The organism is Lysinibacillus sp. BNK-21 (assembly GCF_048684915.1).
Lineage (GTDB): Bacteria > Bacillota > Bacilli > Bacillales_A > Planococcaceae > Lysinibacillus > Lysinibacillus capsici.
On the sequence record NZ_JBLQTS010000001.1, the window covers coordinates 620,773 to 644,751 of the forward strand.

The 23,979-nt window shown below is 37.2% G+C and carries 24 protein-coding genes; 21 read left to right on the forward strand and 3 right to left on the reverse strand.

Annotated elements, in window-relative coordinates:
* Nucleotides 1-22 precede the first annotated feature (22 nt).
* The 6 genes from ACMGGO_RS03140 to ACMGGO_RS03165 all read left to right on the forward strand — a co-directional run bounded on the left by ACMGGO_RS03140 (nucleotide 23) and on the right by ACMGGO_RS03165 (nucleotide 6,604).
* The gene (locus ACMGGO_RS03140; RefSeq protein ID WP_233436259.1) at nucleotides 23-991 is read left to right on the forward strand and encodes a YncE family protein; all 969 of its coding nucleotides are present in this window, start codon (nucleotides 23-25) and stop codon (nucleotides 989-991) included.
* A complete protein-coding gene (locus ACMGGO_RS03145; RefSeq protein ID WP_004230448.1) occupies nucleotides 991-1,674 on the forward strand; it encodes a response regulator transcription factor in 684 nt (227 codons plus the stop codon). Before ACMGGO_RS03140 ends, ACMGGO_RS03145 begins: the two co-directional genes overlap by 1 nt.
* Nucleotides 1,671-3,059, forward strand: a complete 1,389-nt coding sequence (locus ACMGGO_RS03150; RefSeq protein ID WP_054549576.1) for a sensor histidine kinase — start codon at nucleotides 1,671-1,673, stop codon at nucleotides 3,057-3,059. The genes ACMGGO_RS03145 and ACMGGO_RS03150 overlap by 4 nt, the downstream gene beginning before the upstream one ends.
* Before the next feature lie 3 nt (nucleotides 3,060-3,062).
* Complete coding sequence (locus ACMGGO_RS03155; RefSeq protein ID WP_004230451.1) at nucleotides 3,063-3,587, forward strand: FixH family protein; 525 nt, start codon at nucleotides 3,063-3,065, stop codon at nucleotides 3,585-3,587.
* A gap of 121 nt (nucleotides 3,588-3,708) precedes the next feature.
* Nucleotides 3,709-4,281: a TetR/AcrR family transcriptional regulator gene (locus ACMGGO_RS03160; RefSeq protein WP_009373269.1), complete on the forward strand. Its 573-nt coding sequence runs from the start codon at nucleotides 3,709-3,711 to the stop codon at nucleotides 4,279-4,281.
* A 133-nt stretch (nucleotides 4,282-4,414) separates the two neighbouring features.
* Nucleotides 4,415-6,604 carry a YhgE/Pip domain-containing protein gene (locus ACMGGO_RS03165; RefSeq protein WP_048390815.1) on the forward strand — a complete coding sequence of 730 codons (2,190 nt, stop codon included), beginning with the start codon at nucleotides 4,415-4,417 and terminating at the stop codon, nucleotides 6,602-6,604.
* Between the two features lie 398 nt (nucleotides 6,605-7,002).
* Here the strand turns inward: ACMGGO_RS03165 and yhfH are convergent, their stop codons facing one another.
* Nucleotides 7,003-7,128, reverse strand: coding sequence for a protein YhfH (gene yhfH, locus ACMGGO_RS03170; RefSeq protein ID WP_004230455.1), 126 nt, complete (start codon nucleotides 7,126-7,128; stop codon nucleotides 7,003-7,005).
* Nucleotides 7,129-7,272: 144 nt separating this feature from the next.
* Between yhfH and ACMGGO_RS03175 the strand changes: the two genes are divergently transcribed.
* From ACMGGO_RS03175 to ACMGGO_RS03245, 15 genes are all read left to right on the forward strand, one after another.
* Nucleotides 7,273-8,265, forward strand: a complete 993-nt coding sequence (locus ACMGGO_RS03175; RefSeq protein WP_048390817.1) for a lipoate--protein ligase — start codon at nucleotides 7,273-7,275, stop codon at nucleotides 8,263-8,265.
* Between the two features lie 100 nt (nucleotides 8,266-8,365).
* Nucleotides 8,366-9,070: a response regulator transcription factor gene (locus ACMGGO_RS03180; RefSeq protein ID WP_004230457.1), complete on the forward strand. Its 705-nt coding sequence runs from the start codon at nucleotides 8,366-8,368 to the stop codon at nucleotides 9,068-9,070.
* The gene (locus tag ACMGGO_RS03185) at nucleotides 9,070-10,053 is read left to right on the forward strand and encodes a sensor histidine kinase (RefSeq protein ID WP_048390819.1); all 984 of its coding nucleotides are present in this window, start codon (nucleotides 9,070-9,072) and stop codon (nucleotides 10,051-10,053) included. Before ACMGGO_RS03180 ends, ACMGGO_RS03185 begins: the two co-directional genes overlap by 1 nt.
* Before the next feature lie 11 nt (nucleotides 10,054-10,064).
* Nucleotides 10,065-10,490: a hypothetical protein gene (locus tag ACMGGO_RS03190; RefSeq protein WP_066037084.1), complete on the forward strand. Its 426-nt coding sequence runs from the start codon at nucleotides 10,065-10,067 to the stop codon at nucleotides 10,488-10,490.
* Nucleotides 10,491-10,502: 12 nt separating this feature from the next.
* Nucleotides 10,503-11,279, forward strand: coding sequence for an ABC transporter ATP-binding protein (locus tag ACMGGO_RS03195; protein ID WP_004230460.1), 777 nt, complete (start codon nucleotides 10,503-10,505; stop codon nucleotides 11,277-11,279).
* Nucleotides 11,251-13,185, forward strand: coding sequence for an FtsX-like permease family protein (locus ACMGGO_RS03200; protein WP_066037085.1), 1,935 nt, complete (start codon nucleotides 11,251-11,253; stop codon nucleotides 13,183-13,185). Before ACMGGO_RS03195 ends, ACMGGO_RS03200 begins: the two co-directional genes overlap by 29 nt.
* Before the next feature lie 142 nt (nucleotides 13,186-13,327).
* On the forward strand, nucleotides 13,328-14,875 hold the full coding sequence (locus tag ACMGGO_RS03205) for a fatty acid--CoA ligase family protein (RefSeq protein ID WP_420281571.1): 1,548 nt from the start codon (nucleotides 13,328-13,330) through the stop codon (nucleotides 14,873-14,875).
* A gap of 249 nt (nucleotides 14,876-15,124) precedes the next feature.
* Complete coding sequence (locus ACMGGO_RS03210; RefSeq protein WP_420281572.1) at nucleotides 15,125-15,772, forward strand: VTT domain-containing protein; 648 nt, start codon at nucleotides 15,125-15,127, stop codon at nucleotides 15,770-15,772.
* A gap of 165 nt (nucleotides 15,773-15,937) precedes the next feature.
* Nucleotides 15,938-17,167 (forward strand): EAL and HDOD domain-containing protein, encoded by a 1,230-nt coding sequence (locus tag ACMGGO_RS03215; RefSeq protein ID WP_420281573.1) that lies wholly within the window; start codon nucleotides 15,938-15,940, stop codon nucleotides 17,165-17,167.
* A 164-nt stretch (nucleotides 17,168-17,331) separates the two neighbouring features.
* Nucleotides 17,332-18,174, forward strand: a complete 843-nt coding sequence (locus ACMGGO_RS03220) for a YitT family protein (protein ID WP_004227970.1) — start codon at nucleotides 17,332-17,334, stop codon at nucleotides 18,172-18,174.
* Between the two features lie 48 nt (nucleotides 18,175-18,222).
* Nucleotides 18,223-18,546, forward strand: coding sequence for a cytochrome c551 (gene cccB, locus ACMGGO_RS03225; RefSeq protein WP_048390832.1), 324 nt, complete (start codon nucleotides 18,223-18,225; stop codon nucleotides 18,544-18,546).
* A gap of 142 nt (nucleotides 18,547-18,688) precedes the next feature.
* A complete protein-coding gene (hprK, locus tag ACMGGO_RS03230) occupies nucleotides 18,689-19,624 on the forward strand; it encodes an HPr(Ser) kinase/phosphatase (RefSeq protein ID WP_004227974.1) in 936 nt (311 codons plus the stop codon).
* Between the two features lie 43 nt (nucleotides 19,625-19,667).
* The gene (gene lgt / locus ACMGGO_RS03235) at nucleotides 19,668-20,489 is read left to right on the forward strand and encodes a prolipoprotein diacylglyceryl transferase (protein ID WP_054549573.1); all 822 of its coding nucleotides are present in this window, start codon (nucleotides 19,668-19,670) and stop codon (nucleotides 20,487-20,489) included.
* Nucleotides 20,490-20,502: 13 nt separating this feature from the next.
* The gene (ppaX, locus tag ACMGGO_RS03240) at nucleotides 20,503-21,144 is read left to right on the forward strand and encodes a pyrophosphatase PpaX (RefSeq protein ID WP_048390836.1); all 642 of its coding nucleotides are present in this window, start codon (nucleotides 20,503-20,505) and stop codon (nucleotides 21,142-21,144) included.
* Between the two features lie 5 nt (nucleotides 21,145-21,149).
* Nucleotides 21,150-21,692: an acyltransferase gene (locus ACMGGO_RS03245; protein WP_054549572.1), complete on the forward strand. Its 543-nt coding sequence runs from the start codon at nucleotides 21,150-21,152 to the stop codon at nucleotides 21,690-21,692.
* Between the two features lie 167 nt (nucleotides 21,693-21,859).
* Here the strand turns inward: ACMGGO_RS03245 and ACMGGO_RS03250 are convergent, their stop codons facing one another.
* Both ACMGGO_RS03250 and ACMGGO_RS03255 read right to left on the reverse strand, forming a co-directional pair.
* Entirely contained in the window at nucleotides 21,860-23,209 is a 1,350-nt protein-coding gene (locus ACMGGO_RS03250; protein WP_420281576.1) for an IS1182 family transposase, read from the reverse strand.
* Nucleotides 23,210-23,552: 343 nt separating this feature from the next.
* Nucleotides 23,553-23,756 carry a hypothetical protein gene (locus ACMGGO_RS03255; protein WP_054549571.1) on the reverse strand — a complete coding sequence of 68 codons (204 nt, stop codon included), beginning with the start codon at nucleotides 23,754-23,756 and terminating at the stop codon, nucleotides 23,553-23,555.
* Nucleotides 23,757-23,979: the final 223 nt, after the last annotated feature.

A 23,979-nucleotide genomic window follows, 5' to 3' on the forward strand; every position in this document is an offset into this window, starting at 1 on the left:
GAAGTATAGTAAAGGGGCAGAGGTGATAAAGTTGAAAAAATGGGCATTCTTCATTTTTTCGTTACTACAAATTATATGGTTAGCGGGTTGCGCTGAAAAGTCATATGAACCCATTGAAAGGGAACGAAGTTTTATAGCTTCATTGAACATACAAGAGCCATCATTAGATTTTATTGATGAGGATGGGAATATGCTTGCGACATGGTTATTTGATAAGGCTTATTCAGGGGCCATATTATTAGGAGATGACCAAGTTTTATTATATGGACACCAACTAAATAACATCGACGTCTATACAATATCCACCGGAGAAAAGCTCTATTCAAAAAAAGTAGAGATTGGTACGACCAATGTATACTACGATGACAACATCAAGCAATTTTTTATCACGAATAGTAAAACCAATACAGTGACAAGCTTTGATCAAGAAGGCAATCAGCTAGCTTCACAACAACTTGGCAATTATCCAATGTCAATGACATCGTATAGGGATAAACTATATGTTATTAATTTTAAAGATACAAAGTTATCTGTGTTAAATATGAAGGATTTAAAAATTGAGCAAGAGTGGCCGATTCAAAAATCTGCACATGGAATAGCTGTTCTAGAAGAAACACATGAGCTATGGGTAGGCGGTCATGGGGAAGGAAGTAAGCCAAATAGTTCTGTTAAAAAATATGATTTGACTACAGGTCAACTGCATGGAGAGATTGATATGCCTTTGATGCCAGTAGGATTAAAAAAGACCAAAGATGCTGTTCTTGTTGTAAGTCATGGTCACAACGAGTTATATGTGGCTGACTTTGATGGCCATATCAAATGGCAGCAAGAGGTTGGGGCAAATCCATTTGTAGTGGATCAATTTAAAGATTATATTGTTGTCGCTGGCTATGATGATCACACATTGTATTTTATAAAAGATGGCCAGAAGGAAAAGACAGTTGATGTGGGGAAAGGTGCTTTTCAGCTGTTAGTAAGGGAGGAACAATGATGACAACTGTATTAATAGTTGATGATGAGCAGGATATGCGTAATTTAATTGAAATGATGCTCAATAACTCTGATATAGAGACATTTACTGCCGCTAGTGGAACTGAGGCTTACGATGTAATAGTGCGTGAAAATATAGATTTAGTATTACTTGATGTAATGATGCCACATGAGGATGGTTTTGTTGTTTGTCAAAGTATTCGGGCTATGTCCAATGTGCCGATTATTTTTTTAACTGCACGTGATGCGAATGAGGATAAAGTGAAAGGTCTTACACTTGGCGGAGATGATTATATTGTTAAGCCATTTACACATGATGAGCTCGTAGCCAGAATTTATGCTGTATTAAGACGAAGTGGTGCAAATATTACGGAACTACAGCAAAAGTACGTAATTTTTGGCTCTATTAAAATAGATGAAATAGCACGAAAAGTATCCGTTGATGGAAAGAGTATTCCACTTACTTTAAAGGAATTTGAACTCTTACACTTATTTATGAAAAATCCAGGAAATGCCTATTCGAGAGAGCAATTATTAGAACGCATTTGGGATATTGATTATGTAGGTGGAACACGCACGGTAGATACACATATTAAAACTTTACGAATAAAGCTTGGAAAGGATGCGGCTTCGCATATTCAAACCGTTTGGGGTGTGGGCTACCGCTTTGATCCTGGCGAATGAAAAAAATTGCCACGCGCATTTGGTTGTTAATTTTCGCCTTTTTAATTATTACCGTCGTCTTTATGTATGTTCTCACAAATTTTTTATATCAACGTTTATATGTACAAGATACAGAAGATACAATGGTCGAGGTTGGATTGAAGCTACAAACAATGTATGACAATGGCAAGGTAACGGATGAATTTATTGCAGATATTGAAGAATTTAATGATTATTCCAATTTGAATATATTTGCGGTAAGGAATCCTCGTGAATTAAGTGCCTGTGTTCCATTTGATATCGATTATGAGACATTGATTGGTCCTGAGGAAAGACAAAAATTACTGGCAGGAAAGTATGTGCAAAAAATTGGGTACGAGCCTCGCTTTGATCGACAACTTATTTCGGTGGTTGTACCACTTGTTGATCAAAATCGATTAGAAGGTATTATTTATATTTATTTCCCACTGGCCAAAATTAGTGAATTGGCAAATAGTGGCGTTATTTTATTGTTTATTAGTGCCTTCATATTTTTAGTAGTTGTTAGCTATTTAATTTATAAAGGGATTCGACATATTATGCGACCATTAAACGATTTACAGCTTGCAGTGGAGCAGATGTCCTATGGGAATTATGAGACTCGTGTACCTGTCAATTCACGAGATGAAATCGGTAAATTATCTAGTACCTTTAATAAAATGGCAGAGGCCATTCAGCAAGAGGATGAAGCACAAAAAACATTCTTGGCAACAGTCTCGCATGAATTACGAACACCGATTAGCTATGTAAAGGGCTATAGCGAAGCCATGCAAAATGGCATCATCACAGAAGGCCAAAAAGAAGAAACCATTCAGCTAATCGTCCGTGAGGCCAATCGCATGGAACGCTTAACAAACGAATTACTTCAGCTGGCAAGAACAGAAAATGAACAAACTGACATTGATTTATATCCAATTCCGTTAGGTGAAACATTACGAGAGGTTCAAAAAATCTTAACGCATCAAGCAAATAAAAAGAACATAACTTTATATTTAGATGTAGATGATGCCCTAATTATTGAAGCGGATGAAGTAAAACTAAAACAAATATTTATTAACATTATTGAAAATGCGATTAATTACTCGCATGAAAATTCTAAGGTGGAAATTGTTGCTGCTGAAAAGGCTGGTAGTGCACAAATTACCATTAGGGATTATGGAATTGGTATTCCTGTCGAGGATTTAACCCATGTCACTGAACGATTTTATCGTGTTAACAAAGCTCGAAGTCGTGCGGACGGTGGTAGTGGACTAGGTTTATCGATTGTTGAACAGTTATTAAAACAGTTACAGGGAACGTTAGAAATTGAAAGTGTTGTTGAAAAAGGCACATCCGTGAAGATACGGTTGCCATTAATGGAGGATTAAAAGATGAAAAAGTGGTTATTTGCGCTAATTGCAGTCCCTACATTATTAGTAGGATGTGGAGAAAAAAAAGAGGCATTGCCAGAACCAGAAGTACCACAGATCCCAGAAGTTGAAATTTTAACACCAAAAGAAGTAGCACTCAATGAAACGATTGAGCTGGCAGCACATGTTGAACAAGGTGGAAAAAATGTCGATGATGCTGTAGTAGAATTTGAAGTTTGGGAATCAGGAAAACGCGATGAAGGACAAATGATTGATGGGAAATTAGAGCAAGACGGTGTATATAAAGCAACGACTACTTTTGATCATGATGGTGTGTATTATATGTATGCACATACAACAGCTAACGGTGTTCATAATATGCCAAAGCAACAAATTATTGCTGGAAGCCCTGATATGACAAAGGTTGTCCCAGAGGATGAAAAAGCCAATAACAGCATGGATAATAACATGATGGATCATAATAATGACACTTCAGATGATATGGATCATGAGGAAGAGAAAAAAGATGAAAAAAATCATCATTAAAAGCTTGCAATTTTTTTGAAATAGGAATATGATAATGACCAGATGACCGAAATGGTTTTCTGGTCATTTTTATTAAAGTGTACGAGAGATGTACATAACCTAACTAGAAAGGATGTTACTAATGGATCGTAGGCAGGAAATTCTTGAAGCAGCTGCAAAATCTTTTACATTGTTTGGCTACAAGGCAACAACAATGGAGCAAGTGGCTAAAATCGCCAATGTCGGTAAAGGTACGATTTATACATTCTTTGCAAATAAAGAAATTTTATTTCAAGAGATCGCAATGTCACTTGTTCGAGAGATGAAAGCGGAAGCAGATGCAGTGTTGGATGCATCAGCAAGCTTTATGGATAATGCGCATAATGCTTTAATGAAAATGCTACAGTTCCGAGAAAAACATCTTTTATTTGCAAAGCTAATCGAGGAAGAAAAAGAATTACGAACACCAGCAGTTAAACAGGTGCTACTACGTATCGAGACTGAAATCTTATCGTATGTCGCAGAGCTAATACAACGACGTATTAATAAAGGTGAAATTAGAGAGTGTGATGCGGAGCTAGTTAGTTACTTATTGCTGAAGGCATATCTTGCTTTTGTTGTCGATTGGCATGAGTTACATGGTGATGTAATCCCTGAAGAAAAGATTCTTAATCTTTTTAAGGAAACTATCTTTCGAGGTTTGATTTTAACTTGATTCGATAAAATACAGCTGTATAAGTATTGAATCAAGTGCTCTTTTTGCAATATTGTCGAGGTTGATTATTTTTTTTGAATGAAAATGACCAAATGACGTTTTCGGTCAAATAGTTTAGGAGTGAGGATATTATATGATTAAAGCTGAGTGGCTGAAGATCTTTAAAACAAGAAAAATGCTTGTGTCAATCATTGCTGTATTATTTATTCCAGTAATGTATGCGGGTATGTTTTTATGGGCGTTTTGGGATCCTTATGCGGGGCTTCCTAATCTTCCAGTAGCTGTTGTTAATGAGGATACTGGTGCTGAGATGGATGGCGTTAAATTAGACTTAGGAGATACCTTGGTCGATAAATTGATAGATAGCGAGCAATTTAACTTTATAGAAGTTTCAAAAGATGAAGCTGAAAAAGGCTTAAATAGTCGTGACTATTATATGATTTTAGAAATTCCAACAAATTTCTCTGAACATGCAACAACACTATTAGATGACAAACCATCAAAATTAGTAATGAACTACATTCCAAACGAGGGATTGAACTTCCTTGGTGCTCAAATTGGTGAGACTGCAATGGATCGTGTACGCGCTGAAGTAAATTCTCAAGTATCAGCGACTTATGCTGAAAAATTATTTGATTCCATTGCAACACTTGGAGATGGCTTTACAGAAGCTGCAGATGGCTCAAATAAGCTAGATGAGGGTGCACAAAAAGTAGCGAATGGTGCAAAAGATTTAAAAGGATATCTGGAGCAACTAGCATCGAGCACAGTTGAACTATCAAATGGTACTGATAAATTAACAAAAGGTGCAGGAGATGCCGCAAAAGGCGCGAATGACTTATCTAGTGGTTTAGTCAAACTACAAGATGGTACTGTTCAATTACAACAGGGTGCACAGCAAGCTGCAAATGGAGCAACGAGCCTTGAACAGGGGTTATCACAATATACACAAGGTGTTGCAAAAGTTGGTGCTGGTTTAAACACTTTAAACGATAAACAACAGCAAATTAGTGCAGGTGCAGCATCTATTGCTGAGAATGCTGGTGCATTGAATGGTGCAGCAACTCAATTAACAGCGGGATCTGCAAAAGTAGAGGCAGGCATTACAGCTCTATCAAATCAATTACAAACGATGATGGCTTCAATGCCTGAAGAGCAAGCAGCAGCGTTGAAACAAACATTAGCGGAACTACAGGCAGGTAGTGCTAGTGTGCATAACGGTTTAACATCCTTATCAGCTGGTACAGAAAAATTACAAGCTGGTGCCAATCAAGTAAGCTCTGGGGCAACTCAAATTGCAGCAGGTCAAGCAGAAGTGCTAGCTGGTGCGAATGCATTAACAGCTAAAAGTAATGCTTTATTGGAAGGTGCAAAAGGTCTACAAGCAGGTAATGCTACATTAGCTGCAAAATTAGGTGAACTACATGCAGGTGTGAATACAGCTGTAACAGGTTCAAAAACATTAGCATCTGGTTTAAATGAATTAGCGAATGGTACAACAACATTAAATCAAGGTACTTCAACACTTGCTTCAAAATCTGGTGAGCTAGCACAAGGATCTGCAACACTTGCAGATGGTTCTACGGAGCTTGCAGATGGTACAGCTACTTTATCTGGTAAATTAGGTGAGGCTAGTGAAAAAGCAAATGAAGTTAAAGCAAATCAAGACACGTATGATATGGTAGGTAGTCCAGTTGAAGTTGAAAAAGAGTCTGTAAACCATGTTCCTAACTATGGTACAGGTTTTGCACCGTACTTTATTTCTCTAGGTTTATTCGTAGGTGCATTATTAATTTCAATTGTGTTCCCACTTGTTGAACCTGCTATTCGTCCTAAAAACGGGGCATCTTGGTTTACAAGTAAAGTGACTGTACTAGCAGTCGTAGGTTTAGTGCAAACATTACTAACAGTAGTTATTGTCAAATGGGGTCTAGGCCTCGAAGTGAATAACATGGGCTACTTTATTTTAACAGCCTTATTAACAAGCTATGTATTTTTAGCCTTAATCCAAATGCTTGTTTCGATCTTTGGTGACCCTGGTCGTTTCATGGCAATTGTTGTACTAATTTTACAATTAACAACAAGTGCAGGTACATTCCCATTAGAATTAATACCTTCACCATTACAAGTATTTAACAAGCTATTACCGATGACATATACAGTTCAAGCATTTAAATCAAGTATTTCTACTGGTGATACGTCATTCTTAATGCAAAACTATGGAGTTCTAGCTGGCTTCTTAGTAGCATTCTTAGCGATCACATTTGGTTACTTTATGCTACTGCACAATAAACGTTACTCTAAAGTAGCTGAAGAAAACTAATCATGAAGCACTCACCTAATGTACGGTGAGTGCTTTGTTGTTCATAGGGGTTATGTAATAATTCTTCAGCCTCAAATGACATAAATAAAAACGAAGCTATCTATAGAAATTTTATGAAAAAAAGTATGGATTTCCATTGCGGCCATTTGTTTTTAAGTAGGTGAGCTGCTCCCTCGGGACGCTGGCAGAACGGAAATCCCCTTCCCTTGCCAAAAGGTCTTTCACTGCTAGTGATTGTCTTTTTCAACAACATAAAAACAACAGCTGATATGAGCGTATCAGCTGTTGTTTTTTGTAAGTGTAAGAGATTTAATTAAGGGTTCATCAAAATATGATGAAGGGTGTCATGATTGCTACGTGTGGGGCACGTATATGACTATATCAGAATAGGCAAATACTTATAGGTGGTTACATTTTTCACAAGTGTTGCTGTAGCATTCGCTTTGTTCTTCCATTTTTTCACCGCACTCAGTACATTGCTTAGCAGGTAAATTCTTGAAAAATTCAACTACGTTTTCTAACATTGTGGACTCCTCCTTTAAGTTCATCTGTACTATTACTGTTTTGATATTTTCTAGTGTATTATAACAGATGCTTTTCGTCAACACAAAATGCCTAATTTACGGTAAAATAAATATGGATATTTTGTGAAGGAGGAAACGTGAACTATGATTTTCGTTGATAATAAAGGGATCCATGATCCACGCATTAATCTTGCTATTGAGGAGTATTTGTTAAAAACAATGGACGTTGAGAAAGAGCCAGTGCTCCTTTTCTACATTAATCAACCGTCTATCATCATCGGTAAAAATCAAAATACGATTGAAGAAATCAATACAGACTATGTAGAGGACAATGGCATTATAGTTGTACGCCGTCTTTCAGGTGGTGGTGCTGTTTATCATGATTTAGGCAATCTTAACTTCAGCTTTATTACAAATGATGATGGCGATAGCTTTATGAACTATAAAAAATTCACGCAACCAGTCGTTGACGCTCTAGCAAAAATGGGTGTGAATGCAGAGCTCTCAGGACGTAATGATATACTAGCAGAGGGACGTAAAGTTTCAGGAAATGCTCAGTTCTCTACAAAAGGACGTATGTTCAGCCATGGTACATTGATGTTTGATACAGAAATCGATGCGGTTGTCTCAGCCTTAAAGGTCAAAAAGGATAAAATCGAATCAAAAGGTATTAAATCAATTCGCTCACGAGTAGCAAACATTTCAGAGTTTTTAAAAGAGCAAATGACAGTTGAGGAATTCCGTCTTGAAATTTTGAAATCCATTTTTGGTGGGGAAGAAAATATTCGTTATTATGAGCTAACCGAAGATGATTGGGCAAATATCCACAAGCTATCAGAGGAACGCTATCAAACATGGGAGTGGAATTTTGGGAAATCACCACGCTTTAATATTCAAAAAACACACCGATTCCCAACAGGAGGCATTGATATTCGCCTAGAAGTAAATCATGGTGTGATGGAAGAAGTGCATATTTTTGGAGATTTCTTTGGTGTCGGTGATATGGCTGATATAGAACAGCGCTTAGTTGGGACAAACTATGACAGAGCGGCTATTGCTAAGGCATTAGCAGACATTGATATCCCTACATATTTTGGTGGAATTTCAACTGAGGACTTTTTACAATTAATTTATTAAGGAAAATACGGTTTCATGTAATGTTTTAGCCTAAAGGTTCGCTGACAATTATGTCGTCGAACCTTTTTTTGATACAATATAGAAAGAAAGGAGTGTTGATATGGAAAAGCATCGAATATTCATAGTTGAAGATGATGTCAAGATTGCATCATTACTAGCGGAAACGCTTAGAAAATATCAATACGAAGTTGCAACAATTCAAGAATTTGATCATCTTATAGAAGAATTTACAGCATTTAATCCACATATGGTGCTGCTTGATATAAATTTACCCGCTTACGATGGCTATTATTGGTGTCGCCAGCTACGTCAGCATACAACATGTCCAATAATTTTCATTTCTGCACGCTCAGGAGAAATGGACCAAATCTTTGCACTTGAAAATGGGGGCGACGATTTTATTACAAAGCCTTTTAACTACGAAATTGTGTTGGCTAAAATCCGTAGTCATCTACGCCGTACATATGGTGAATATGCAGCAAGGCAAGAAGAACGGACAATCAAGCAAGGACAGCTTGTACTTCATTTAGAAAGAATGGAGCTACATAAAAATGATTTAGAAATTCCGCTTCAGAAAAAAGAATGTATCATCTTAGAGCTACTGATGGGCAATGCACCGAAAGTAGTTTCGCGTGAGCAATTGTTAGAGGAGCTTTGGGACGATCAAGCATTTGTCGATGAAAACACTTTGAATGTGAATATGACCCGAGTTCGAAAAAAGTTAGCGGATTATCATATATCGTCAACAATCGAAACGGTACGTGGTGCAGGCTATCGATTCATATTAAGTGCAGGTGAGCTATAGTGGGCTGGAAGCTTTTTTTACGTGATTATGCATCATTTATTGTGTTCCAGCTCTTATTAGTTGGCTTCATCATGGTTATCTATGCACTCGACGGTTTTCGAAATATTGATACGGCTATTTATTCCTTTTGTATTAGCCTTGTGCTATTAGCATCCTTTTTACTTGTCCGCTATTTAATGCGGCAACGCTACTTATTGAAGATAACTCAGCTTCCATCAGCAATGGAGGATGTGCTACAAAAAAATGCAAAAACGCCAGAAGCTATACAAACCGAGAAGTATATGCATGAATTGTATCGACTTTATCAACATGAGCTGCATGCTTTATATGCAAGTCAAAAAAGGCATGATCAATTTATGAACCAGTGGGTCCATCAAATGAAAACACCTATTTCAGTGATTGAATTATTATTACAAGATGACCGACCTCTTGATAAAAAGAATGTTCAGGAGGAAATCGATCGCTTGCGTAGAGGGTTGGACATGGTACTTGTTAATGCACGCCTAGAAAATTTTGAGGATGATATGCAAGTAGAGCGAGTTGCGCTAAAAGGTATTGTAACTGCAACTGTTAATGAAAATAAACGTTTATTTATTACGAAAAGAGTTTTCCCGGAAATTCATATTGACGACGATCTAATTGTTGCCAGTGATTCAAAATGGCTTCGTTTCATTCTTGGACAATTTATCACCAATGCAGTGAAATACACGTTTGAAGCCAATAAAAAAATTGTTATTTCTGCCATTGAAAAGGATGACTATGTACAACTTGCGATTTGTGATGAGGGTATTGGGATTCCAGCTTCCGATCTTTCTCGTGTTACGAAAGCCTTTTTTACTGGCGAAAATGGGCGGAAAACAGGTGAATCAACTGGAATGGGCCTTTATTTAGCCAAAGAAATCTGTGAAAAGCTAGGGCATGAGCTGGCTATTACATCAGAGGTAGGAAAAGGGACGATTGTGACAGTAACATTTACAAATTAGGGGGCACTAGGATGGTAGAGGTACGTATATTAGATTGGAAACTAACAATTGATAAGGAGAAAACAAATGCGCTTTATATGACACATCTGCAAGCGGGAGATCCATTAGCCTATCAAAATTTTATCCTGGCAAATGAAAAGTTAGATGAAGAACTACTGCATTTTTCAAAGAGCCTTGGGTTAAACTTACAGCAACCAACATTATTGAATGCTTTTCCTGTAGACGGTCAACAGATTATGTATAGTGGGTATTATACTGTATGTGGGGAAATCGTAGAGGGAGAAATGGATGCTTGGGATGTAATTATTGGAGAGCATTGCTTTAGTTTAGTAGAGGAAGAGTCAATACTGGCTTTAACAGAGCCTCATTTTCACATTGGTTTTGAGGTCGTTTTACAGTGGCTTTTACCTCAATCCTTAGAATTAATGAAGAAATAAGGTGAATGAAGTATGCCTATTTTACAAATTAAAGATGTGACAAAAGTGTACGAAGGTAAAGTAACGCATCGTGCATTAAATCAATTGAGCTTTGACGTGGAAGAAGGCGAGTTTTTAGCTGTTATGGGGCCCTCAGGAAGCGGTAAAACGACATTGTTGAATATTATTTCGACCATTGATGAACCAACTAGTGGAGAAATCATTTTAGATGGAATGAATCCACATAAGTTGAATGCAACAGAGCTTGCCTATTTTAGAAGAAGACAGCTTGGCTTTGTGTTTCAGGATTTCAATCTTTTGCATATGCTGACGGTCGAGGAAAATATCGTGTTGCCCTTAACGTTAGATCAACAGCCGCTAGAGGTAATGGAGGAGCGTCTGGCAAGTATTGTAGAAAAGCTAGATTTAACTTCCTTCCTTCATAAACGTCCAAATGAAATATCTGGGGGACAGGCACAAAGAACAGCAATTGGTCGTGCGCTTATTCATAATCCTAGTCTCATTTTAGCGGACGAACCTACAGGTAATTTAGATTCAAATTCTTCACGTGATGTGCTTGAACTATTGACAAAAGTGAATCAGGATAAACAAACGACAATCGTGATGGTCACGCATGATCCAATTGCAGCAAGTTATTGTGATCGAGTGTTATTCATTAAAGATGGTGAATTTTTTAATGAAATTTATCGAGATGACCGCCGTCAGATGTTTTTCCAACGTATTTTAAATGTTTTGAGCTTACTAGGAGGAGGGCAAGTAGGTGACCTTTCGACAATTCGCTTACCGTAATGTCGTGCGGAACAGCCGGATATATGGCGCCTTTTTCATGGCAAGCTTTTTTTCTGTGGCTGTATTTTTTATCTATTCCATGCTGATGTTTCACCCTGATATTGAACGTGGGATATTAGGGGAGATGTCTCTCATTGGGATGGTGGGGGCTGAAATTGTTCTCGTCCTGTTTACATTATTCTTTTTATATTATTCCATGAGTGCCTTTTTAGAGGCCAGATCACATGAATTTGCTATTTTATTGCACTTGGGAATGGAAAAACGTCAGATGAATAAACTTGTCTTTTTAGAGACAATGATTATTGGAACAGGCTCCATTATTGTAGGGATTGTCTTTGGTTTCTCCTTTTCAAAATTCTTTTTTATGATTGTTCGGGAAATTTTACATTTAGAAGATTTACCACTCTATATTTCATGGGAGCCATTTTTATTAACGATTGGTGTTTTCACAAGTGCATTTTTCGTCATTTCCTTTATTAGTGTGTATTTTACACGAGAGAGAAAATTACGAGATCTTATAAAAGGCAGTGATTATTTAAATAGCTTAACAACGTATTCCAAAATACGAGCTTTCTATGGTATTGCTTTAATTGTAACGACGTATATTCTCGCGTTTGTTGTCGGACATACATCACTAATTGGGCTAACGCTGTTAATACCATTTTCCGCAACATTTGGCACCTATTATTTTTTCAGTGATTCTGTACCTTGTTTTTTAGATTTAGCACGTGGGAAACGCAAATATCATTGGCAACGCTACCGTCTACTATCGCTAGCAGAACAAACGCATATAATGATGGATAACGTGAAAATGTTTTTCGTTGTGACGATGGTATCGACACTTGCATTTTTATCTGTTGGTGTTTTAGCAACAATGTCCTCCTATACAACGCAATATGATCGATTAAATCCACTCGGGCTGGTTTATAAAGGGGATGTCGATAATCCATATGAACGGGAGCATATCAATTCTTTAAGGCTGCAATTAGAGGAGAAAGGTTTATCGTATCAGCTATCCCGTTTTATTGTTGTGAAGCAAACCTCCTCTTTCACTCGAAATGAAGTGGAGGTTTTTCGAGAGTCCGATATGAATGTCCTGCTTTCTTCCTACAGTTATCCATTATTGAATCTGGAAGCAGGTGAGGCAGTATTCATTCCTTATTCGGAGGATTCCCTAAAAAAATTAAAAGATCGAGTTGTGCATACTGTTTTAGAAGAAAACAATATACCGCTCACTATTGATAGTGTCTATCCAAAAATAGTGTTTCCAGGCTCGATTGTCAGTGTCAATTCGATTGTCATTAGTGATGAAGACTTCGCGAAGCTTATTCATCCGATTTCCGATCAAGACATTATTCAACCAAGCTATCATCTATTTACATTTGTTATTCCTCAATGGATGGAAACGAAGGATATTGGTAAGGATATCGATCATCTAGAATCCAATTTATATTTTATTAAAAAGGATAAGTTTAGCCCTTTTTACTTTGAAAATGCAGGATTAAATTATTCTTATATACTAGCTACCTACTCATTATTTACATTAGTGGGTGTTTTAGTAGCCACTGTATTTTTACTTGCGGCTGGTAGCTTTATCTATTTTAAATTGCATACATCCCTCGAACGTGAAAAGCGTAAATTTGATGTATTAAAACGTATGGGTTTAACAGATACAGAGTTAAAAAAGCTAGTTAATCGCCATTTGTTTCCCCAATTCTTTTTACCTTGGGGTGTTGCGATGATGCATAGTGCCTTTGCTTTTCTAATGGTTCAAGGTATTTTAAGGGACATTGCGAATATATCGATTGTAAAAGAAGTATTCTTTGCTTTTGGCTTTTTTGTATTAATACAAGTGGTTTATTTTTATTTAATTCGATGGCGCTATATCTCCCATATTCGCTCATGAAGTAATGGTTTAAAAGAGAAAAAAATGAATTATTTAACGTAATTTATGACATGAGATAAAAAGACTCATTGTTTTTTAGATATATTTCTTATATAATATTACTGAATAGCGATTCATTTTATACGATAAGGGGATGGTGTAATTGAATTTAGTTTCACGTGTTCGTCAACAGGCAGCAGAACAACCTGAAAAAGTGGCGTATCATTTTATGGGGAAAGATACGACTTACGGGGAATTTGAGCATACAGTTGGCCGCTTTGCAAAGGGATTACAAGATTTAGGCGTTGAAAAAGGGGATCATGTGGCGTTTTTACTCGGCAACACGCCACACTACTTAATCGCTCTCTATGCAACAATGCGCTTAGGGGCAACAGCAATACCTGTTAATCCAATCTATACACCGGATGAAATTTCTTACATTTTGCATAATGGAGATGTAAAAGCAGTCATTGCTCTGGATATGTTGCTAAACTTGGTTGAAAAAGGTGTACAAGCATTTCCACAGGTAAAAACATTTATAGTTTGTGAAACCACACCAGATATAGCGGAAAAAGTGGCAGCTTTATCACCACAAGCACAAGAAAAAACACATTTATTTACACATGTAATCGCCAAAACCACTCAATCTTTACAACCTGTTGAAGTTGCAGAGGATGATAATGCTATTATTTTATATACTTCAGGAACTACAGGTAGTCCAAAGGGGGCCATGCTGACACATGGCAATGTGTACTCAAATGCACGTGATGTTGCGCATTATTTAGGCATTAATGCAGAGGACCGTGTTATTGCGACACTACCTGTATTCCATGTATTTGCCTTAACGGTAGTGGTGAATGCGCCTTTATTAAGTGGGGCAACAGTTTTACTTGCACCACGCTTTAGCCCTAGCGAAATTTTCGCTTTAGCACGAGAGCAAAAAGCAACGGTATTTGCTGGTGTTCCTACTATGTATAATTTCTTGTACCAATTACCTGAGGGCAATCCTGAAGATTTCTCGACAATTCGTTTAGCTATTTCAGGTGGTGCCTCCTTGCCTGTTGCGCTATTACATAATTTCGAACAGAAATTTAATGTGCGTGTGTCAGAGGGCTATGGCTTATCCGAAGCTTCACCCGTGACATGTTTTAACCCACTAGATCGTGATCGTAAAGCTGGCTCTATTGGAACATCCATTAGCAATGTTGAGAATAGAGTTGTTGATGTAAATGGTCAGGAAGTTCCTGTGGGCGAAGTTGGAGAGCTAATTGTACGTGGTCCAAATGTGATGAAGGGATACTATAAAATGCCTGAAGAAACGGCGATGGCGATTCGTGACGGCTGGCTCTATACAGGAGATTTAGCAAAGGTAGATGAAGAAGGGTATTTTTACATTGTCGATCGTAAAAAGGATATGATTATTGTAGGGGGCTTTAATGTTTATCCTCGTGAAGTAGAGGAAGTGCTGTTTGCCCATAATAATATTGTAGAAGCAGCAGTGGTAGGCTACCCAGACCCTAACTTAGGGGAAGCAGTACATGCCTATGTTGTGCTGAAAGAAGTGGCTGCTACTACAACAGATGATCTACTATCCTATTGTGCTAAACATATGGTGAAGTATAAGGTTCCGAAAGTAATTGAAATACTGGATGAACTACCAAAAAACACAACAGGAAAAATATTAAGACGCTCATTAAAAGAGAAAGTTTAAACGAGAAAAGCTACTATTGAAAAATGGTAGCTCTTTTTTTGTACATTATTCGTATAATAGTAAAATCAGTTGAGAGTAGATGTCTGTAAGTGATAAAATCAAACTTGTGAAATCTTCTACATACTTTTCAAGAGCTTGTCATATAGTGAGGAAGTAATGTAAAAAGACGTACAAAACTGGAACCCTTTGAGGTGAAGCCACGTCAAAGCTTTTAGGTAAAAATACTATTGAAAGAGAGCATACAAAAACATGTTAGAACTCATTAAGGAGTTAATAAGTTTTATTGTGCATATCGATGTGCATTTAGAAGAAATTATTAGTGATTTTGGCAATTGGAGCTATCTTATTTTATTTGCAATTGTTTTTGTAGAAACAGGGGTTGTTATTTTCCCATTCTTACCTGGTGATTCCTTGTTATTTGCAAGTGGAACATTAGCTGCGGCAATGGGCGCATTCGATATGTGGATTTTAATCCCTGTATTTTTAGCAGCAGCTATTTTGGGAGATACGATGAACTATCATATTGGACATAAGGTAGGGACATCTATTCCGCCAAAGAGCCTCCTCGGTAGAGTTGTTAAGAAAGAGCGTATGGAAGCAGCTGAAAAATTCTTTAATACACATGGTGGGAAAACGATCGTAATCGCACGTTTCATGCCATTTATTCGTACATTTATCCCGTTTGTGGCGGGTGCAAGTAAAATGAAATATAGTTATTTCTTATTTTATAATATTTTTGGTGCAATTTTATGGGTATTCAGTTGTACGTTATTAGGTTACTTCTTTGGGAATATTCCAATTATTAAAGATAACTTCTCTGTTGTATTGATTTTGATTATCTTTATATCAGTTGTGCCTGCAGTGATCGGTGCAATTAAATCCAAAGTCGGTAAATAATATGGACAGTCCTTAAGTGATTCATCATCACAGGGACTGTCCTTTCTTTATTATTTGCTGAAAAAGCAAAGTTGGCATGTTAAGTTAGCTTGAAGTATAAGCATCAGGTCGTAAAAAATGTTATACTATAAATTACTAGAAAATGGAGAAATGGGGGGCAATGGAATGGAAGTATTCATTGGCAGACAGCCTATATTTAATCTTCATGAGCAAGTCGTTGCATATGAATTGTTATACCGTAGCAAAAATGTAAATGCCTTTCCAATGGTCGATTCAGATGCAGCAACGATTGATGTACTTGTGAACTCATTTCTTTCAATTGGTTTTGAAGAGGTAACGAAAGGTAAGCCTGGCTTTGTTAATTTTACTGAAAACTTATTGATGAGCTCTATACATGAATTTTTAAATCCCTCACAGGTAGTGATTGAGATATTAGAGGATGTTCCACTTACCTCTCAATTAGTGGAGCGTGTAATTGAGCTAAAAAAACAGGGGTTTCAAATTGCCTTGGATGATTTTATGATGGATGATCAAGTGGAAGTTTATGATGAATTATTTGAACAAATTGATTATATTAAGGTGGATTTTTTAGCTTCTTCCATCGTAAAAAGAATGGAAATCGAAAATAAAGTTAAGGAGAAATTTCCACATATTCAATTGCTCGCTGAAAAGGTAGAGACGCGTCATCAATTTGAAGTCGCTAAATCCTCAGGCTATGTGTTATTTCAAGGTTATTTTTTTGAACAACCGCAAATAATACGAGCAACAGACATTCCAGCAAATGCGATTCAATATATTCACATTATCTCTTTACTAAAAGAGGAAGAACCAAATATTCATTTGTTAGCGGAAAATATTGAACGTGATATTTCATTGACATACAAATTATTGCAAATGATTAATAACTCAACTAAACGTTCTAAATCTAAAGTGCGCTCCATCAAGCAAGCGATTGTGTTATTGGGCGTATCCAATTTACGAAAATGGATTTATTTATTGGCCATGCGTGAAATTGATATTGATGCTGATTCTGATCTTTTTAAAGAAGTGATGTGTACGTCTTTATTCCGAGCTAAGGTTTGTGAAAAACTAGCTAAGCTTGCTTATAAAAAGAATTTCTCAGAATATTTTTTAGTCGGCATGTTTTCTCTAATTGATACATTACTTCAAAGACCGATGAATGTTATTTTACAGCAGCTACCATTCTCAGAGGCTATTACGAATACCATTTTAGGCTTTGAAACGGAAATGACCCCATATTTGGAGTTTAGTATTGCGTTAAGTAAACTTGATTGGCCACGATTAGAAGAGCTAGCTGTACAGTTGAATATTCAGTTAGTTGACATTGATCTTTTATATTATGAAGCCATCGAATGGGCAGAAAAATCATTTTAAACCAAATCAACAAAAGCTATCTTATTGAATACTGTAAGATAGCTTATTTTATACCTTCCTCAATCTAGTATCCCTTCATCATGATGAAGTTCTCAATGCTAAAAGTATTTGCTATAATCATCTCGTCTTTAAAAAATTCTGATAGTTGAAGTGGGCGTGGGGAAATGAAACATGATGTGAGAGATAGCATTGTGGAGTATGTGTATGTCATTGTAGGAGCGGCAATAATTGCTATTGGTTTTAATGTCTTTTTATTACCAAATCAAGTCGCTTCAGGTGGGGTAAGTGGAATAAGTACGATTTTGCATGGTTTATTTGGTTGGAATCCGGGAATTGTTCAGTATGCATTTAACATTCCGCTTTTTATTGCTGGTGTTTTATTATTGGGCAAAAAATTTGGAATAAAATCCTTTATTGGGACAATTACATTACCTTTTATCGTCTTATTAACAAATAGCTGGGAGCCGTGGACTGATAATCCTTTATTGGGTGCTCTTTTTGGTGGAATTGTTGTTGGCCTAGGAATAGGACTGGTCTTTAAGGGGAATGCTTCAACTGGTGGCACTGATTTACTGGCGCAAATCATTACGAAGTTTACAGGATTGTCGCTTGGAACAAGTGTGCTGTTAATAGATGGCGTTATCGCAATTAGTGCAGCAATTGTTTTTGACTTAGAAAAAGGTTTGTATGCTCTGATTGGACTTTATGTTACCACAAAAACGATTGATATTATTCAGCTAGGTTTTAGTCAGTCTAAAATGGTCTATATCATTACATTGAAACAAGATGAGGTAAGGGAAGCCATTTATGCTGAAATTAATCGTGGTGTAACGAAGTTACCAGCAATTGGAGGGTATACAGGAGAAGCACGACCAGTTCTGATGGTTGTTGTTTATCAAACAGAATTCACAAAGCTGAAACAACTCATTAAAAGCGTTGACCCATCAGCGTTTGTTATCGTTTCTGATGCATATGAGGTATTAGGAGAAGGTTTCAAACGTGCATAATTTTGGTATAATGGCGGCGTAAGATATTTATTATGAGGAGGGGTACTAATGAAAAAAGCAATGTTAACATTAGTGTTCGGATCAGCAATCTTCTTAGCAGCATGTGGCGGCGGAGATAAAACTGCATCTAATAATGGTAATGAAACTGCTACAGAGCCAGATGGCGAAGCAATAGCGATGAAATCTTGTGTTACTTGTCATGGTGGCGAGCTACAAGGTGCAAATGGTCCAGCATTAAATGATGTAGGTTCACGTTTGTCTGAATCAGAAATTTTAGATATTATAAATAATGGTAAAAACGGCATGCCTGCAGGATTAGTAAAAGGTGCAGATGCTGAAGCTGTTGCTAAATGGTTAGCAACTCAAAAATAATTGCTTTTTAAAAACTAGCGGGCTGGAGAGCCGCTAGTTTTTTTAGTGCAAGTAAACGCTGTATTGAGAGTAAATACATTTCTTTTACACATAGACATGCTAAAATAAGATGAACCTTATCCATTGATTGGAGGCTTTTTCATTGGTCGTAGTATTAACAAGAGATGTTATGGAGAAATTTAAATTAGAGTTATTAGCTGGTGAAGAAGGAATAGGCAGGACAATTGTGACAAGTGATATCTCAAGACCAGGGCTTGAGATGGCAGGATACTTTACTCATTATCCAGCAAATCGTGTACAATTGCTTGGCAAGACTGAACTTTCCTTTTTTGAAATGCTCCCAGCGGATGTTAAGCTTGAGCGTATGCGTTTACTTTGTTCACAGGATACACCTGCTATTATTATTTCTAGAGATTTAGAAGTACCAGAGGAGCTTATTCAGGCCTCAAACGAAAAGCATGTACCTGTGTTTAAAACACATATGACAACAACCAAATTTTCGAGTAGATTGACGAACTACTTAGAGGGGCGCTTAGCTCCAATGACAGCAGCACATGGTGTACTTGTCGATGTGTATGGCATTGGAGTGCTTATAATCGGTAAAAGCGGCGTAGGTAAAAGTGAAACAGCACTTGAGCTTGTAAAAAAGGGTCATCGTTTAGTTGCTGATGATTGTGTTGAAATTCGTCAAGAATCAGAAAACCTATTAATTGGAAGCCCTCCACCTTTGTTAGAGCACTTATTGGAAATACGAGGCATCGGCATTATTGACATTATGACACTCTTTGGTGCAAGTGCAGTACGCCCCTATAAACGTATTACCCTCATCATTGAGCTCGAAATATGGGATCCACAAAAAGTTTATGATCGATTGGGCTTAGAAGAAGAAAAAATGAAAATAATTGACACGGAACTAACAAAACTAACAATTCCAGTAAGACCTGGACGCAATGTCTCCGTTATTATTGAAGTGGCAGCGATGAACTATCGTTTAAAGAAAATGGGCGTCAATGCGGCAGAGGAATTTTCAAGACGTTTAGATGAAGTGATTTCATCAAATGATGTGTTAGACGATTAAAAAGCGAACAACATTGTTCATGACATATTGAGAGGAGTAGAAGATGGATTTATTACTATTGCAAATTGACCCGATTGCCTTTCATTTAGGACCAATTCCAGTTCGTTGGTATGGATTGCTAATTGTGTCGGGAATCATTTTAGCCTATATTGTTGGGCAAAGAGAGGCCGTTAAGCGAGGTCTGCCTGAAGACTTTCTTGCAGATTTATTATTATGGGCAGTTCCTATATCCATTATCTGTGCACGTATTTACTATGTGTCAATGCGATGGGATTACTATAGTGAAAATCCAGGCAAAATCATAGAGATATGGAATGGTGGTATTGCCATCCATGGTGCACTCATCGGGGCATTTGTCACAGCTTACATATATACTCGTATAAAAAATGTAAGCTTTTTACGAGTAGCAGATATTGCCGCACCTAGTATTTTAATCGGGCAGATTATTGGTCGATGGGGCAACTTTATGAACCAAGAGGCCTATGGTGGCGAGGTATCGAAAGCATTTTTAGAAAACCTAATGCTACCAGACTGGATTATTAATCAAATGTATATTGAAGAATTAGGTTCATATGTTCATCCCACTTTTTTATATGAATCGATTTGGAACCTAATTGGGCTTATTATTCTATTAGTTTTGCGTAAAGTGAACTTACATCGTGGAGAAATATTCTTTAGCTATTTAATTTGGTATTCAATTGGTCGTTTCTATATCGAAGGAATGCGCACAGATAGCCTTTACTTAGTGGGAGATTTACGTTCAGCACAGGTTGTATCCATTATCGGTATTGTAGTTGGTCTAGGTGCAATTATTTATCGTAGAATAAAGGTGAAACCAGCCGTAAAATACTTGGATAATAAATAAGGGGTTGTAAAAGATGGCTGTTAAGGCACTACTATTTGATTTCGATGGGACTTTACTAAATACAAATGATTTAATCATTCAAACATTTATGCATGTATTAAATGAGCGATTTCCCGGGCAATATTCGCCAAAAGATTGCCTGAAATTCATTGGTCCATCATTGAAACAGACATTTAATGACATTGCACCAGGTGAAGAAGACGATTTGATAGAGATGTATCGCGCTTGGAATATTGCACACCATGATGACCTAGTCAGCCAATATCCTGATGTTGTGTCAACTCTAGAGCAGTTAAAAGCTCAAGGTATAAAATTGGCTATTGTTTCGACGAAACGTAATGAGACCATCGATCGTGGACTTGCTATTCTTGGTGCAACGCATCTATTTGATGTGCGTATTGGTACAGATGATGTGAACAATGTGAAGCCTGATCCAGAGCCAGTATTGCTTGCGTTGGAACGATTAGGGATAGAAAAAGACTATGCGATTATGATTGGTGATAATTCGCACGATATTGAAGCTGGACATCGTGCTGGTGTAAGAGCAGCGGGTGTTGCTTGGGCAATTAAGGGAGAGGCTTACTTACAGCAGTATCAACCAGAATATATGTTGCAGCATATGTCAGATTTATTTGATATTGTGAAAGAGGGGTAAGGTAGATGGCGCGTAAGACAGAACGTTACCGTGTCGAAGGAGCCAATTCACTTTGGAATATATATGACACGGTGTCCTTTTGGAAGGTGATGAAGTGTTTCATTGTCATTCAAATTGGACGCTTCACACCATTTTTACGTGTGAAAAACTGGCTATATCGTACTTTTTTAAACATGACTATTGGTAAGCAAACGTCATTAGCCTTAATGGTCATGCCAGATACCATGTTTCCTGAACGTATTTTCATTGGAGACAATACTGTGATTGGTTTTAATACTACCATTTTAGCGCATGAATATTTAATAGAGGAATATCGCTTAGGTGATGTTCATATCGGAAAAGAAGTAATGATAGGGGCAAATACAACTATTTTACCAGGTGTAACAATTGGTGATGGTGCCATTGTTTCAGCTGCCACTCTTGTACATAAGGATGTGCCAGCAGGCTGTTTAGCAGGGGGTAATCCAATGCGAATAATATATACTGCTGAACAAATGGCTGAGCGCAAACGTAATGAGGCTGTAGAGTGGTGTACACCAAAGAAATAATAAAAACTCACGTAGTATAGTGATATACTTCGTGAGTTCAGACTGTAGACAAAAGCCATCGAGAGGTTCACTCTCGATGGGCTTTTGTCATTTTTCTTCCTATTTTATCTTTAACATTTGATAATATACTACCAAATTCAACATACTCTTCGAGCATAGCTACCTTCTTAAGCTGCCTGCCACGTCCAAGTAGCCAGTTTCTTTAAATTCATGGCAGCAAAAGTAAGCATCGCCTGCATGGACAATTTTTTTAGACCTCTTAAGGTTGTCCATCGCATACCATGCTTTTCTTTTGCATCCGCAAATACACGCTCAATCGTTTCTTTGCGCTTTGCATAAATCTGTTTGATGTCATAGGAATGGCGTAAATGTTCAGCTTCCTCCACATACGACTCCCAAATATGGCGTTGAATGAGTTTTTGATGATGCTTACTTTCTGTACATTGGGAAAGGCTTGGACACTTCGCACAAATCAAAGGATTCGATTTATATTGCCGATATCCTTCTTTCGTCGTTGTTGCATACTTCAATATCTGCCCTTGTGGGCAAAGATAACAATTATAGTGCTCATCATATATATACTCATGCTTTCGGAAGAATCCATCTTTCGTTTTAGGACGTGTATAAGGAAGAACAGGCAACATTTGATTCTCTAATAAAAAATTCGTAATCGCTGGTGTTTTATAGGCTGCATCTGCCGCAACAGCTAATGGTTTTTGAACGTTTTCAATGACTTTTTCCACAAGTGGCTGTAATACATGACTATCGTGCACATTTCCCGGAGTTACAATGGCACCCAAGACAAAGCCCTTTTCATCTGTCGCTGCATGAAAAGAATACGCAAACTGCTTCGTACGTTCATCCTTCACGTAATAGCCACTTTCAGGATCTGTCGTGCTTTCCTTTATTTCTTTCCATTCTTCCTTTTCAAACTTCTCCGGGGGAAAGGGCTTTTTTCCGTGTTCCTCACGATCAATATTTAACTCTAATTGAAGTTTCTCTTCATAAGCCCGTGTTTCTTTTCGCACAACTTTTTTATCATACTTTCGTTTATTCGCACTCGCTTTCACATGCGTAGAATCGATAAATAAATGGTCTGCATGGAGGAGTCCTTGATGCATAATCTCTTTTAATATACGATAGAATATCTGCTCAAATATATCAGTGTCTTGAAAGCGACGGACATAATTTTTACCGAAGGTAGAGAAATGCGGGACTTCTGTATGGAAGCCAAACCCTAAAAACCAACGATACGCCATATTCGTTTCAATTTCTTTGATGGTTTGACGCATGGACCGTATACCAAAAACGTACTGAATAAACGTCATTTTAAAGAGAACAACAGGATCAATACTAGGGCGTCCTTTAGCAGAGTAGAGGTTTTCTACTAAAGGATAGATAAATGAAAAATCAATAGCCGCCTCTAGTTTTCGTACTAAATGATCTTGGGGAACTAATTGATCAATCGTTAGCATTTCTAATTGTTCACGTTCATTGATTTGATTTTTCGTCATCATGGTTGATCACCTCGAAAGTGTACTTTTTATCAATAATTCTTTATGTAGAAGTTGATTGGAACGAAGGGTGGCGACTCCTGCGGGAAAAGCGGGAAAGTCGAGATCCTGGACTGAGCGAAGCGAGGGAAGCAGCTCGACCCCGCCCGCGGAAAGCGTCCGCCCGTAGTGGAAATCAACGGCTTTACTTTATTTTATTGTAAAAGAAAAAAGACTGTAGGCAAACTCAAAATTCATTGAGTTTGTCTACAGTCTGAACTCACGTAGTATAGTGATATACTTCGTGAGTTTTTTGCATAAAAAGCTACTCCCAAAAACACTAGGTTTTGGGAGTAGCTTTTACTGTTTAAGCAAGAGCTGCGTCATAATCTGATTTGAATTCACAAGTGTCATGATCACCTAAGCAAGTTGTTTCAACAAAAGTTGATTTAATTGCAGTCCCATCAATGTCTTCAGTTGTGTGAAGTGTTACCTTGTCACCAGGATAAAACTCGCCTTTACAAATACTAACGATCATTTGCTCACTAAGTTGTACGAATGGACATGCCATAATAAATCCCTCCAATGTAATGTATATGGTTCTTTTTGTTATTAATGCTATTCTATATTAAGTTTTTTGAAATGTAAAAAGTAAAATAGAATGAGAGTAATAATCAATAAATGTATTGATATAAAAGTATTATTGATGATAATGAGATTGAGAATCATTTTAAGTGATTGGTTAAAAATAATTATATAGATATAATTATTGGATTTCGATATTGAGAATACTC